This is a genomic window from Kitasatospora sp. NPDC001159, from assembly GCF_053598235.1.
Genome location: NZ_JBSFJV010000012.1, coordinates 111,812 through 125,601, shown reverse-complemented (window position 1 = coordinate 125,601; position 13,790 = coordinate 111,812). Strand labels below are relative to the sequence as shown.

General features: G+C 72.6%; 9 protein-coding genes. 2 read left to right on the top strand and 7 right to left on the bottom strand.

Annotation, left to right across the window (positions count from 1 at the left end; translation table 11 throughout):
* Nucleotides 1-92 precede the first annotated feature (92 nt).
* The 3 genes from ACWC9T_RS09420 to ACWC9T_RS09410 form a co-directional block, all read right to left on the bottom strand.
* Nucleotides 93-761 carry a hypothetical protein gene (locus ACWC9T_RS09420; RefSeq protein ID WP_449820449.1) on the bottom strand — a complete coding sequence of 223 codons (669 nt, stop codon included), beginning with the start codon at nt 759-761 and terminating at the stop codon, nt 93-95.
* A gap of 660 nt (nt 762-1,421) precedes the next feature.
* Nucleotides 1,422-2,750, bottom strand: coding sequence for an acyltransferase family protein (locus ACWC9T_RS09415; protein ID WP_449820448.1), 1,329 nt, complete (start codon nt 2,748-2,750; stop codon nt 1,422-1,424).
* Nucleotides 2,751-3,093: 343 nt separating this feature from the next.
* Nucleotides 3,094-5,199, bottom strand: a complete 2,106-nt coding sequence (locus ACWC9T_RS09410) for a SpoIIE family protein phosphatase (RefSeq protein ID WP_449820447.1) — start codon at nt 5,197-5,199, stop codon at nt 3,094-3,096.
* A 1,185-nt stretch (nt 5,200-6,384) separates the two neighbouring features.
* On the opposite strand from ACWC9T_RS09410, the gene ACWC9T_RS09405 reads away from it, so the two are divergent.
* Nucleotides 6,385-8,100, top strand: coding sequence for a GAF domain-containing protein (locus ACWC9T_RS09405; RefSeq protein WP_449820446.1), 1,716 nt, complete (start codon nt 6,385-6,387; stop codon nt 8,098-8,100).
* Nucleotides 8,101-8,707: 607 nt separating this feature from the next.
* A complete protein-coding gene (locus ACWC9T_RS09400) occupies nt 8,708-9,664 on the top strand; it encodes an acyl-ACP desaturase (protein WP_449820445.1) in 957 nt (318 codons plus the stop codon).
* A 226-nt stretch (nt 9,665-9,890) separates the two neighbouring features.
* Here ACWC9T_RS09400 and ACWC9T_RS09395 read toward each other — a convergent pair whose 3' ends face one another.
* The 4 genes from ACWC9T_RS09395 to argF all read right to left on the bottom strand — a co-directional run bounded on the left by ACWC9T_RS09395 (nt 9,891) and on the right by argF (nt 13,768).
* Nucleotides 9,891-10,421, bottom strand: coding sequence for a hypothetical protein (locus ACWC9T_RS09395; protein ID WP_449820444.1), 531 nt, complete (start codon nt 10,419-10,421; stop codon nt 9,891-9,893).
* A 92-nt stretch (nt 10,422-10,513) separates the two neighbouring features.
* Nucleotides 10,514-11,554, bottom strand: a complete 1,041-nt coding sequence (locus tag ACWC9T_RS09390; RefSeq protein WP_449820443.1) for a LacI family DNA-binding transcriptional regulator — start codon at nt 11,552-11,554, stop codon at nt 10,514-10,516.
* A 259-nt stretch (nt 11,555-11,813) separates the two neighbouring features.
* Nucleotides 11,814-12,761 carry a carbamate kinase gene (locus ACWC9T_RS09385; protein WP_449820442.1) on the bottom strand — a complete coding sequence of 316 codons (948 nt, stop codon included), beginning with the start codon at nt 12,759-12,761 and terminating at the stop codon, nt 11,814-11,816.
* 2 nt (nt 12,762-12,763) lie between these two features.
* On the bottom strand, nt 12,764-13,768 hold the full coding sequence (gene argF / locus ACWC9T_RS09380) for an ornithine carbamoyltransferase (protein ID WP_449820441.1): 1,005 nt from the start codon (nt 13,766-13,768) through the stop codon (nt 12,764-12,766).
* Nucleotides 13,769-13,790: the final 22 nt, after the last annotated feature.

The following is a 13,790-nucleotide window of genomic DNA, read 5'->3' as shown; positions in this document are numbered from 1 at the left end:
CCCGCTATGACAAGCGAGGGCACGTGTTCCTGGGCACCGTAACCTTCGCGGCCGTCATCATCTGGCTCCGCTCATGATCGGAGAGACATGGCCTAGGGGGTGGGATGGTGGGTCAGAGCCGGCTTGGCGGTGGGCTGGACAGCCGGGACCACGCCGGGCAGGCTGAGGTCGTTGCCGGTCAGGCTGCGGTCGCCGTCCGCGGCGCCGAACGCCATCACGCTGAGCGTCTTGACCTTCTCCGCCACCGAGGTCGAAGTGGTGATCTTCAGGTCGAAGTTGACCGTCTGGCCGTCCGCCAGCGACGTGTCCAGCGCGCCTGAGGCCACCCAGACGGACGGGTCACAGCCCATCCGGGTCGGGAGTTCGACCGTGGTGCCGTCGCGCACCCAGGACACCGTGGTGTTGCCGGTGTTCATGACGCCGAACTGGGTGAACAGCACCGGCACGGCGGTCACGTGCTGGTAGGCGGCCCCGGTGTGGTTGGTCTCGGTGATGCGCACCTGGTAGGTGGTCGAGTCCCCGTTCACGACGGCCTTCTGCCGCGCACCGACCGTCATCGTCGGCGACCCGTGGTGCGCCGCACCCCCGGCGACCGCGGTCTCCCCAGGCAGCTTCACCGCGCCGTTGGCACAGGGAACCACGGGCTTCTCATCGGCCCACGCGGTGCTGGTGGCCGCACCAGTGGCGGCGAGCAGCAGAGCGGCAACGACAGCGGCCTTTGGGGCGGAGGCGGCGACCGGCGCGAGGCGGTGCGTGGTCATGATCGTCTCCCGAGGACATCGAGGTGCTTACTGGTTCGTGCGGTGTCGCGCCTCCCGACCGTCTTTCCCCCGGCCCAGTCCGTCGTGCGGGGAAAGGACTTCCGGTCGATCTTCCGTGAGTCGTGCACCTACTGCCACAGAGCCGCCGCAAGGCTCTCAATCGGGGTTTTCCCGTGGAGGGGACGAAAAATCCCCGCGGCGATCTTTCGCGGCGAGGACTTCGGTGGTGGCCAGGGCCGGGGCCGTCGTCGAGCGGTCGACCTCGACCATCAGCAGGCGGCCGGCGCCTTGCGAGATCAGGGACCGTCGGGATCGGTCTCACCAATATTCGCTGTCGGCGACCCCGGGCCGGAAGACCGTCGGGCGTGGAGTTCTTCTGCCACCACCCTCCCGGGTCGTCGAACAGGTGGGCGGCGCCCGGGACGACGGCGAGCTGGTTCTCGGAGTGCAGCCGTGCCCAGGCCTGCGAGGTCGGGCCGCCCGCCGCGGGAGACGGCCGCCGGCGGGGTCCGGACCCACTCGCAGTCACACGCGCAGAAGACCGCGGCTACGACGTGGCCCGCCCTGGGCCGCCTGCAGACGCCGTTGAGCTCATGGCACAGCGCCAGCGAGCCGGGCCGGTCGCACGCGAAGAGGTCGCGGACCTGACCGCGCAGTGGTTCACCGCCCACCTCGCACCGGTGTCGGACCGCGCACGCTGGGGCCGACGCCCCGAGGCCGACCCGACCGAGGGGGCCGGCGGCGGGAGAACAGCATCAGCAGGAACCCGCCGACGTACAACGCGAGGACGGCCCAGGCCAAGCGCCCGTCCGGGGCGAAGCCGCCGACGGCCAGTCGGGCGAGAGCGGGCAGGACCACGGCCAGACCGCAGACGAGCAGAACGGCCGACCTGCGCCCGCCGTCTCCCGGGTCGGCGGCAAGGCGGCGCAGCGGTCGCTGCGCCCGTTGCACGGCCAGGGTCAGTGGGGCGAGCAGAAGGGCCAGGACGGCGAGCCAGAGCGGACGCAGCGCCCACCACTGCCAGGAGCCGACAGCGGGCTGGGGCACGAGCCCGGGCGGGTAGAGCGTGATCGTGACGATCACCACCGGGACGGGGTGCCACAGGTAGACCGTCATCACCGCCCGGTTGAGGCGGGCGAGCCGGTCCTGCCGCTTCGCTGTGGCGAGCAGACGCTGCCCGGAGGGCTCCGCCGCCAGGAGGAGGCCGCACTGGGTCGCGGCGAAGGCGAGCAGGGCGATGGACGGCGGCGTGGTGTTGCCTGCGCGGCCGCCGGTACCGACCATGTCCATCGGGAACGGGCCCCAGGCCAGCAGGCCCGCGAGGAGAGCCGCACCGACCGCGGCCATCACGAACGGGCGTCGGCCGCTGGTGAGTTGACCGTCGTACCAGGCGAATCCCCACTGGTGCATGGAGCCCCACACCAGCAGGTAGTTGGCGAAGCCGACCACCGGCAGACGCGGGCCGAGTACCGCGAGATCCACGGCCCCGGCGGCGATCGCCATCACAAGGGGCAGCCGGAGACCCCACCGGTGATGCGCGGCGAGGAGCACGGGAGTGAGGGCGATCAGCAGCAGGTAGACCGGCAGGAACCACAGGTGCAGGGCGATGTACCAACCGATCTGCGCCAGTTCACTCGTACCTGCGCCGCTCGCCCGGGCCGCGGTGACCCCGAGGAAGGCTGCGGCCAGATACACCGTGGCGGGCCAGAGCAGCCGGAGGGCACGTCGGCGCACCCAGCTCACCCAGTCCTCCCCGTGGCCGCGGTGCTCGGTCCACGAGGCCGCGTTGGCGAAGCCTCCGACCAGGAAGACGACCGGCATCACCTGGAACAGCAGCGTCAGCCAGCGTCCCCAGACGACGTACTGCAACGCGTCCTGACCCGAGAGCTGCCCGTCGCGGTAGGTGGGGTTCGTCACCAGCCAGTGGCCGAGGACGACCGTGCCGATCGCCCCCACGCGCAGGAGGTCCGCATAGCAGTTGCGTTCCACGGGTCGGCTCTCCCGGCTGGGATGTTCGGGGTCCTCCGCGTGAGGTCATCCTAGGCACCGAAGTAGAGACGCGGGAGATCGACCAGGATCAGCTCGCCGTGGGCTTCGGCGGACCGCAGGCGCGCGCTGAATCCGGCCGCTCAGGTCGAAGAGCGTCTTCGGCCGGATGACTGTGGCAGTGGCGGTTCGCACAGCCGCACCGTCCATTCGCTCGACGGCCCCAGCCCCCAGTACACGTCCGAACGGACCGGTCCGCCTCCCGAACGGCGGGGTTCGTCGGGCAGTGGCCGAACACCTCTCGGTCCTCGGCGCTCAACCGCGGGATCCAGCGCTGCCGCAGGATTCACGGACGCGTGACTGCGCCCGCACGGTGCGGAGGCCGGGCGCGGGCGACGAGGAGTGCGACGTCGTCGTTGCCGTTCAGGTGGTGCAGAGCGCCGAGGAGGAGGTCGCAGGTCTCCTCCGGGGAGCGGCGGGGTCGGCCGAGGAGGTCGGTGAGGGCTGCGAGGCGGGTGTCGATGTCGTGGTCGCGGGTCTCCACGAGCCCGTCGGTGTAGAGGACCAGCTCGTCACCGATCGCGAAGTCGAGCGGGGTCTCGTGGAAGGCTACGCCGCCGACGCCCAGGGGTGCCCCGGCGGGCAGGTCGAGCAGGACCGGCGGACTGCCTGGGCGGGTGTGGACCGGGGGCAGATGGCCGGCCGTGGCAATGAGGCAGCGGTGGCGGCGGGGGTCGTAAACGGCGTAGACACAGGTGGCGATGGACTCGCCGAGGCTGGCGGTGATCCCGTCGAGGTGGGTCAGCACAGCGGCCGGATCCAGGTCAAGGACGGCCAGGGTTCGTGCCGCGGTGCGGAGTTGGCCCATGGTGGCGGCCGCGTTGATACCGCTACCCATGACGTCACCGACCACCAGCGCGGTCCGGTCGGCGGCCAGCGGGATGACATCGAACCAGTCGCCGCCGACCTCGCCGACGCTGGAGGCCGGCTGATAGCGGGAGGCGACCTCCAGCCCGGGCGGCTGCGGGGTCGGACCGGGCAGCAGGTGACGCTGGAGGGCGAGCGCGGCGTGGCGCTGACGCTGGTACCAGCGGGCGTTGTCGATGGCGACGGCCGCGCGGGCGGCTAGCTCGCCGGCCAGTACCAGGTCGTCGTGATCGAACGGCTGATCGTTGCGGGCGCGCTTGAGGTCGAGCGCGCCGAGGACCTGGCCGCGGGCGCGCAACGGTACGGCGAGGTAGGAGTGGATCTCGGCCTGCCTGAGCAGTTCAACAGCCTCTTCGTCGCGGGCGATGCGTGGCAGGTCGGGGTCGGTGACGTGGGCCAGCAGGATCGGGCGGCCGGTGCGGGCGCAGCGGGTGACCAGGCGGGTGGCGTCGTAGCGGGTGATCTGGCCGACCGGGTCGGCGGCCTCGATGGCGGGGGTGGGGTAGGCCGCCTTGACCGCGAGGGCCCGGAACAGGGCCGGGCTGCCCTTGGCGTCGTGGGACGGGGTGTCGGTGAGGACGGCTTCGAGGACGTCGACGGCGGCGATGTCGGCGAATTCGGGGACCAGCACATCGGCGAGTTCGCGGGCGGTGGTGTCGAGGTCGAGGGTGGTGCCGATGCGTTCGGAGGCGTCGGCGATCACGGTGAGGCGGCGCCGGGCCGCCGCCGCGGCGGTGGCGGCCCGGTGCTGCTCGGTCACGTCGACGACCGAGACGGCGACGCCGATCACACGATGGGCGGGGTCCTCCAGACGGTAGAAGGACGCCGACCAGGCGTGCTCGGTCTCGAGGTCGGCGTGGGTGCGTCCGGTGGTGAACTGGTTCAGCACCGGGGTGCCGGTGGCCAGTACCTCCCGCATCGCCGCCTCGATCGCCTCGGTGTCCAGGTACGGCAGGGCCTCCCGGACGGTGCGGCCCAGGCACTCGGCGGCGGGCAGTCCGTTGAGGCGCTCCAGCTCCGGGTTGACCAGGACGTAGCGCAGGTCGGTGTCCATCACCGCCAGTCCGATCGGGGACTGCTCCACCAGGCGCAGCGACAGGGCGAGGTCCCGTTCGAGGCGCCGAAGCGTGGCCTGGTCCGAGGCCAGGCCGAGCGCGTAGTACTGGCCGCTCTCGTCCTCCAGGCGCATGTTGCGGAACTCGGCCAGCAGCGTGGACCCGTCCCTGTGCCGCACCGGGAAGACCCCGGCCCACGCCCCGCCCCCGGACATCACCTTCGCGAACAGCGACAGCACCAGCTCCAGGTGCTGATCGTCGACCAGCACCTGGGCGGCAGGGCGGCCGAGGGCCTCGCTCGCGCGGTAGCCGAACAGGTCCTCGGCCTGCGGGCTCCACAGCACGATCCGCCCCTGCGCGTCCAGCACCACCGCGGCGACGCCCAGGACGTCCAACAGTCCACCCGGCTCCATCGCGGGATCCCGGCCCGACGAGACCGCTCCAGACGGCACCGCGTGCCCGGCCTCCATCCGGCCACCTCCTCCCGCCGACGCACGCCCACCCGCGGCCGACGGCGCCGGTTCACTCCATCGTCCCGCCCCGGCCCGGAGCCGCCAGCCGAGCGGCCCCGCCCCAGCGGACCGTCGATCAGCCAGATCACGTGCGGCGGATGCCACGCCGTCGCCCCTCCTGGCAATCCCGGCACTCCCGGCAATGGCGTCGGCAGGAGAGCTCCGATTCAGCGATCGGCTCGTTTCCAGTCGCTGCGCGACGGCCGCGGCGCGGTGTGCCGGCGCTTCACCGACGAGTCCAACTCCTCGCCTCCAAGGCGTCATCGGGAGCAGAAGGTGCGCGGGGACCAGAAGAGCCCCGCCACGATCCAGCGCGCCGCACGCCGATGCCGCTCGATACCGTCCGCAGGAAGCGTCGAGCCTCCGGACGGTGTCCACCCTGCGGCCCGGGCGCCGACTCCGGGGAGGGCGTGCACCGCTTCCGCCGCTTCAGCCGCCCAGCGTCAGGTCGGTCGACCCGAGGCCGATCCTCGACACCACGACCACCTCAGTGCCACACCCACCCGCAGCCGGACCGCTGCGCGCGATCCGTCAACCCACCGCTGGGTGGCGGGGCGGCGCGGAATGCTCCGCCCCTGAACCGGCAGGAGGTCATGACCACGACACCCGGCGACTTCAAGCAGTTACATCGGCACACCATAGGGTGATCATCCAGCCTCCGAGCCAGCTTCCCGCGCCGGGGCGTCCGGAAGCGGTGCGTGAGGCAACCGGCCCTGACGCCGGGGGCTGGCGGCGCGGCCCCGAGACTGGACGACCGGCCACGACCGGCCGACCCGCTCGGCGCTCGCCGCGCTGGAGCGGCCTGCGGTCATCTCCGCCTGCGCGTCTGCGGTCCGGTGCCGGAGCACAGGAGTCGAACCGTCATGCCTCGTGTTGCCGCACTCGCCGCGACCGTCTCCGTCCCGACCACGACATCAGCGGTCGTGTCGTTCTCCCACAACTGGCAGGACATCGGGCACGGCCGGCACGGTGGTTGCTCCCATCCGCCCATGATGGGCACGGGCAGCACCGGTACGACCAGGGCCGGACAGCCCCGATGCGGGACCGTAAGCCTCTTGCCCCGGCGGTCCCGGGCGGCGAACGATCCGGAGGGCGGGCGGCGCCGCCCCCCGACCGATCGAGTTGCACATCAAGGAGGACGGCGTGGCCGGGGATGACAGGCCCGCGAGGCTGCCGAAACTGCGTCTGGACGATCTCCTGGCGGAGTTGCAGGCCCGGATCGACGACGTGCGCGGCACCCGCGACCGCGTGCACGGCCTGCTGGAAGCCGTGCTCTCGGTGGGCCGCGAGCTGGACCTCACCCAGGTGCTGCGCCGGATCGTGGAGGCCGCAGCGCTGCTGTCCGACGCCCGGTACGCGGCCCTCGGGGCTATCGGGCCGGACGGTCACACGCTGTCGCAGTTCCACACCATTGGCCTGTCCGACGAGGAAATCGCCGCGATCGGACCGTACCCGAGCGGCGAGGGCCTGCTCGGCGAGCTGATCCGGCGCCCCGAACCGCTGCGGCTCGCGGACCTCTCCACGCACCCGTCCTCGGCCGGCTGCCCCGCGCACCACCCGGTGATGCGCACCTTCCTGGGCGTCCCGGTCCGGGTGCACGACGAGGTCTTCGGCAACCTCTACCTCACCGACAAACGGGACGGCCAGGAGTTCGACGAGGAGGACGAAGCCGTCATCTCCACCCTCGCCGTCGCCGCCGGCGTCGCCATCGACAACGCCCGCCTCTTCGAGGAGGCACAGCGCCAGCAGCGCTGGCTGCGGGCGAGCGGGGAGATCACCCGCGGCCTGCTGTCCGGGGCGCCGCGCCAGGAGGTGCTGGGGCTGATAGCCGCGCTGGCCGGCGAGATCACCGGCGCGGAACTGGCCGACCTGACCGTCCCGGCCGACGAGGGTGACACGCTGGTGGTCGAGCTGGCCATCGGCGGGAACACTAGCGCGCGACTCGGGCTGACCGTACCGGTGGACGGCACGCTGTCGGGCGCCGCGTTCACGGCAGGCTCCCCGGTCACCAGCACCGACCTGGCGCACGATCGGCGGTACCCCGCAGGGCCCAATCGGTTCGACGGGCTCGGGCCGGCCGTGGCGGTCCCGCTCGCCACGGCTGCCGGGAAGGCGCAGGGCGTGCTCCTGCTGGCCCGCGCAGTCGGGCGCCCGCTGTTCGACGCCGAGGAGATCAGCGCGCTGCTCGGCTTCGCCGACCAGGCGGCGCTCGCCCTGGAGCTGGCCGAACGACGCCGCGACGCCGAGCAGTTGACCCTGTTCGAGGACCGCGACCGGATCGCCCGCGACCTGCACGACCTGGCCATCCAGCGGCTGTTCGCGACCGGCATGACGCTGCAGAGCGCCGCGCGGATCATCGAGCAGCCGAGCGCCTGCAGCCGGGTGACGCGGGCCGTGCAGGACCTGGACGAGACCATAAAGATCATCCGGTCGACGATCTTCGGCCTGCGCGCCAGGGAGGACGACGGCGGCCACGGCCTGCGCACTCGGGCCGCCCGAGCCGTTGCCGAGGCCCAGGCCGCACTGGGCTTCACCCCCCGGCTGAGCATGGAGGGCCTACTGGACACCGACGTGCCGACCGGGGTGGCCGACCACGTGATGGCGGTGCTGGGGGAGGCGCTCAGCAACGCTGCCCGGCACGCCCGCGCCACCCGCGTCGAGGTGCGCCTGCTGGCCACCGGAGATGAGGCCGTCCTCATCGTGACCGACGACGGGATCGGCGTGCCCTCGGGCGGTCGGCGCAGCGGGCTGCGCAACCTCCAGGAACGCGCGGACCAGCTCGGCGGCTCCTTCGCCGTAGACGCGCCGACGGAGGGTGGTACCCGGCTGCGCTGGACCGCGCCCCTGGCACGGCCCTGACGCGCCGTCCCGGCCCATTCCGCCGGCCCGGGGTCGCCTGCCAGGCGGCGGCCGGTCACCGGTTCCACCCCGGTCCGACGCCCTCCACCGCGGCGGTCGGACGGGACGGGAAATCGGCGCTCCGGCACACTCGACCGTCGCCGAGCGGGAAGACCGTGCCGGGTCGCGCGCATTCGGTTCCGAGCCGACCGTCGCGGCGCCCCTGCAGTCTGCCGCGACCCGACGCCGGCGGCCAGGGCCGGACGACCCTGCCCGGCCGTGTCACCCGGCTTCTTCGCACGGTCAGAGCCCGGAGTCGGGCGGCCACCAGGAAGCTAGACCGTCCACCTTCGCCTTCGCCGCCGAGGTCGCCGTCGCGGTCGCTGTCGCGGTCGCCGAGCAGGGTGGGGAACATGCTGCTGGGCGATCCGCCGGAGCGACGCCCGCTCGCCTGTAGTCGGCCACGTGCCTCGCGACACGGCCGAACGGCCCCGACTTCGTCCCCGCGAAGGACTTCGGGCCGGGCAGATGGGGTCGAAGGGCCCCAGACGCGGCCGGCCGGGCAAACCTACGCTTTCGTAACCTACGCAAGCGTAGGTTCTGTCACTCCGTTCGGAAGCTGGAGCACGTGAGCACCATCGCCGCCCGCCCCCTGTTGACCGATGCCCGTTTGCTGCACGACCTGGAGGAGGTGGTCGAACGGGAGCTCAACCGCCACCTGCGGGTCTTCAAGGAGTGGATGCCGCACGAGTACGTGCCCTGGAGCCGGGGGCGGGACTTCGACGGGCCGCTCGGCGGAGACCCCTGGTCGGCCGAGCAGTCCCCGCTCACCGAAGTGGGCCGCGTGTCGCTGGTGGTGAACCTGCTGACCGAGGACAACCTGCCCAGCTACCACCACGAGATCGCCACGCTGTTCGGCCGCGACGGCGCCTGGGGCACCTGGGTGCACCAGTGGACCGCCGAGGAGGCCCGGCACTCCATGGTGCTGCGCGACTACCTGGTCGCCTCGCGCGCGGTGGACCCGGTGGCGCTGGAGCGGGCGCGCATGACCCACATGAGCGGCGGCTTCGTCTCCGACAACCGGCACTCCCCACTCCACACGGTCGCCTACGTCGCGTTCCAGGAACTGGCCACCCGCGTCTCGCACCGCAACACCGGCCACGAGTCCGGGGATCCCGTGTGCGACCGGATGCTGGCCCAGGTCGCCAACGACGAGAACCTCCACATGATCTTCTACCGCAACCTGCTCAAGGCCGCCCTCGAACTCGCGCCCGACCAGGCCATGCAGGCGGTCAACGAGGTCGTGACCGACTTCCGCATGCCCGGCCACGGCATGCCCGGCTTCGAACGCGCCGCCGTACAGATCGCCCTCGGCGGCGTCTACAACCTGCGCGTCCACCACGACGACGTCCTCCAGCCGGTCCTGCGCCACCTCAAGATCATGGACATCGGCGGGCTCGGCCCCGACGGGCTCAAGGCCCAGCAGGAACTGGGCGCACACCTCGCCGACCTGGCCGCCCAGGCCGGCAGGTTCGACGAGCGCCGGGCCGCGATCCTCGCCCGCCGCGCCAAGGCCAACGGCTGAGCACCACCTCGGTGCGGCACCCGACGAGACATCGCCGGGTGCCGCACCTGGGTTCGCCGGCCCGGGTGTCAGCCATCACCGGGCAGCTCGCGCACCAGCTCGCCACCGGGAGTCCGGGAAGGGGAGGACTGACGACGCCCGGCGTACGGGCGGGCGTCGTCGGTTCGGGCTGCGAAGGGCGGGTCGCAGCCCCTGGGCGAGGCGGCGGTTGACCTGGTACTCGCGGTCAGGCACTGTCGGCGTCGCGGCGTCCCGTGCCGGTCCCCCGGGCGCGGGTCCGGGCGACGTGGGTCGCGATCGAGACCGCCAACTGCTGGGGGCGGCGCACGTGGACCAGGAGCAGGGGCTCCGGCTGCTCGCGGACCAGCAGGGCCAGCACCGCGTGATGGACCGTCACCTGGTCCCGACCGGCGCCGCTCCGCCGTTCCTCGACGCTGCCGGCGACATGGACGACATCGAGGATGTCGGCCCAGTCGAACGCGACCGGCTCCGGCACGTCCGCGAACCGCAGTCGCAGACCCTCCGGGCGCACCTCGACGGCCTGCAGGCCCGAGCCCGGCGGGAGTTGACCGACGCCCAGCAGGCCGCCGATCACCAGCGCGTCCACGACCAGGCCCTGCCACCAGATGCCCTTGGCCGTCAGCGCCCAGAAGAGCACCACCAGGGCGACGAGGGTCCACTTCCACACCACCACCGGTACGTAGCGGTGGGCGCGGTGCACGCTGACACCCCCGCCGCTCGGCCCTGCTCCTGCCATCGATGTCCCCAACCCAAACGTTTGGCCCAATCGTTTGGGTTGGATGATAGGCACGGCCCGGCCATGGCACCAGAGGGCAGGAGCAGGCGGGATCAGAGAAGTGACGGGCCGACGGGGCGGCCGCTGGAGGCCCGCTCCACCAGCTCGGGCGCGAGCCGCCGGGACCGGGCCGGCTCACCCGCGATGCGGCGCAGCAGTTCCCGCACCGCGACCCGGCCCTGCTCCGCCATCGGCGACCGGACCGTGGTGAGCGCGACCGGCAGCTCCGCGGCGACCGGGGTGTCGTTGAACCCCGCCAGCGCGAGGTCCCGCCCCGGGCACAGGCCCAGGTCCCGGGCCGCGCCCAGGACGCCGATGGCGGCCAGGTCGTTGACGGCGAACAGGGCGGTGGGGCGGAGGGCGGTGGTCAGCAGAGCCGTCGCCGCCCGACGGCCGCCCGCGGTGTCGAAGGCGCAGTGCCGCACCAGCTCGGCCGGCACCGGCAGACCCGCCTCGGCGTACCGGTCGACGAACCCGGCGGTGCGGTCGGTGCCGGTGCTGGCGAAGGGCTCGCCCGCGACGCAGCCGACCCTGGTGTGCCCCAGCCCCAGGAAGTGCTCGGCCACCAGGCGCCCGCCCTCGTAGTCGTCGCAGGTGACGGCCGGGCGGTCGCCCTCCGTACGGCGGTTGACCAGGACGTGGGGCGTGCGCTGGAGCGCCGGGTCCGACAGGACAGCGCCGTCCAGGTGCGCGTCGCCGATGATGATGCCGTCCACCCGCCTGCCGAGGACCATCGCGATCCGCTCGCGCTGGCGGGCCGGATCGTCCTGGGTGTTGGTGACGAAGGCGGCGAGCCCGTGCCGGGCGGCCTCCTCCTCGATGCCCTCGTAGATGGTCGCGACCACGATCTCGGACAGCCGGGCGAACACCACCCCGATCAGGTTGCTTCGCCGGGTGCGCAGGCTCACGGCGGCGGGGTTCCGGCGGTAGCCCAACTCCGCCGCGAGTTCCCGGACCCGACGCGCCGTCGGCCCGGACGCGGCACGCCGTCCGTCACCGTCGCTCCCGTTCAGGACCCGGGAGACGGTGGAGACGTCCAGCCCCAACTGGTCGGCGATCGCCCTCAGCGTCACCGGGCGGCTCTCGATACCCACGACCGACTCCTTCCTCCACGACCGCCCATTGTGCGCGACCAGCGTGCCGGCGACAGTACCGGGCGGGCCCGGCGGGCCGGGACCAGCGGCCCCTGAGCGGGGGCCGCCCGTCCCGGCGGGGCTCCCGCTCACTCCTCCGCAGGGGTGATTCCGTCCGAGCACGGCCGCCAGCTCGGCCCGCGCGTCGTCACCTCGACGTCGACGGCGGGGGCGGTCTGCAGCGGGTTCATCTGATACCTCCGCGGATACCCCCGACCTTTCAGGAGGTCCGGCCGGGCGCCGCGGCGGCGGGTACGACCGCCGCCACGGTGGTGCCGGTGGTGCCGAGGAGGATGCCGAGGGCGTTGTCGAGCGGGCCGATCGCCGCGAGGCCGCCGGTCCGTTCGACGAAGGAGGCCGCGGCCTCGACCTTGGGCCGCATCGAGCCCTCGGGCAGGTCCAGCGCGCGCAGCTGCGCCGGGGTGGCGGTGAGCAGCGGGCGGGGGCGGGAGGTGCCGAAGGCGGTGAACACGTGGGTGACGTCGGTGAGGATCAACAGCGCGTCCGCGTCGAGCTGTTCGGCCAGCAGCGCGGCCGTGCGGTCCTTGTCGACGACCGCCTCGACGCCGGTCACCAGGCCGGTGACGCGGTCGCGGACGACCGGCACCCCGCCGCCGCCCGCGCAGATCACCACCGTCCGGCCGCCCAGGAGTTGGCGGACGACCGGTGCTTCGAGCACCGCCCTCGGCTCGGGCGAGGGGACGACGCGGCGGCGCACCGGCCCGTCCTGTGCGGTGGACCAGCCGAGTTCGCGGGAGAGCCGGACGGCCTGGCGGTCGGTGAGCGGCTGCCCGATGAACTTGGCGGGGTGGGTGAACGCCGGGTCGTGCGGGTCGACTTCGGTGTGGGTGACGACTGCGGCCACCGCCCTGCTCGGCAGGCGGGCGATGAGTTCCCGGGCGAGCAGGGTGCCGATCATGCCCTGGGTCTGGGCGCCGAGGACGTCCAGCGGGTAGGGCGCGGTGAGGGCCGGGTCGGTCTCGCTCTCGACGGCGAGCAGGCCGATCTGCGGGCCGTTGCCGTGGGTGACGACCACCTCGTGCCCGGCCTCGACGAGTTCGGCGAGCGACCTGGCGGCCTCGCGGACGTGGTGCAACTGGACGTCGGCGTCGGGGTGTTCGCCCCTGCGGAGCAGGGCGTTCCCGCCGAGTGCGGCGACGATGCGCATGATCAGTCCCTTCCGAGGGTGGCGACCAGGATCGCCTTGATGGTGTGCATCCGGTTCTCGGCCTGGTCGAAGACCAGCGAGGCCGGCGATTCGAAGACCTCGTCGGTGACTTCGAGGCCGTCGAGCCCGTGTTCCTCGACGAGTTCCGCGCCCAGGTCGGTGCGGCGGTCGTGCAGGGCGGGCAGGCAGTGCAGGAAGGCGGTGTCCGGATTTCCGGTGGCCGCGAGGGTCTTGGCGTTCACCTGGTAGGGCAGGAGCAGTTCGATCCGCTCCCGCCACTTCGCCGGCTCCTCCCCCATCGAGACCCATACGTCGGTGTAGAGGTAGTCGGCGCCGCGCACGGCCTCCTCGACGTCCTCGACGAGAGTGATCCGGGCACCGCTGCCCAGCGCGAGCTGTCGGCTCGCGGCGACCACCCGCGGCTCCGGCCAGAGCGCGCGCGGTGCGGCGATCCGCACGTCCATGCCCAGCAGACTCCCCATGGTGAGCAGGGAGTTGGCGGTGTTGTTGCGGGCGTCGCCCAGGTAGCAGAAGGAGATGTCGGTGAGCGGACGGCGGCTGTGCTCGCGCATGGTGAAGACGTCGCACAGGCTCTGGGTGGGGTGGCAGGCGTCGGTCAGGCCGTTGTACACGGGCACGCCGGCGTGGTTGGCGAGTTCGGTGACGGCGTTCTGCTCGAAGCCCCTGTACTCGATGGCGTCGTACATCCGGCCGAGGACGCGGGCGGTGTCGGCGATGCTCTCCTTGTGGCCGATGTGCGAGCCGTCCGGGCCGAGGTAGGTGGTCATGGCGCCCTGGTCGGCGGCGGCGACCTCGAAGGCGCAGCGGGTCCGGGTGGAGTTCTTCTCGAAGATCAGGGCGATCCTGCGGCCGGTCAGCCGGGGCGTCTCGGTGCCCGCCCGCCGGGCGGCCTTCAGCTCGGCGGCGAGGTCGAGGAGGTGGTGGATCTCGGCGGCGGTGAAGTGCAGTTCGCTGAGGTAGTGCCGGCCGCGCAGGTCGATGCTCATGGCTGTTGCTCCTCGGGTGGGT

Excerpts from the sequence above, each read along its gene's own strand:
- ACWC9T_RS09420 (WP_449820449.1), bottom strand. The coding sequence starts at position 761 with ATGACCACGCACCGCCTCGCGCCGGTCGCCGCCTCCGCCCCAAAGGCC.
- ACWC9T_RS09410 (WP_449820447.1), bottom strand. The coding sequence starts at position 5,199 with ATGGAGGCCGGGCACGCGGTGCCGTCTGGAGCGGTCTCGTCGGGCCGG.
- ACWC9T_RS09395 (WP_449820444.1), bottom strand. The coding sequence starts at position 10,421 with ATGGCAGGAGCAGGGCCGAGCGGCGGGGGTGTCAGCGTGCACCGCGCC.
- ACWC9T_RS09385 (WP_449820442.1), bottom strand. The coding sequence starts at position 12,761 with ATGCGCATCGTCGCCGCACTCGGCGGGAACGCCCTGCTCCGCAGGGGC.
- argF (WP_449820441.1), bottom strand. The coding sequence starts at position 13,768 with ATGAGCATCGACCTGCGCGGCCGGCACTACCTCAGCGAACTGCACTTC.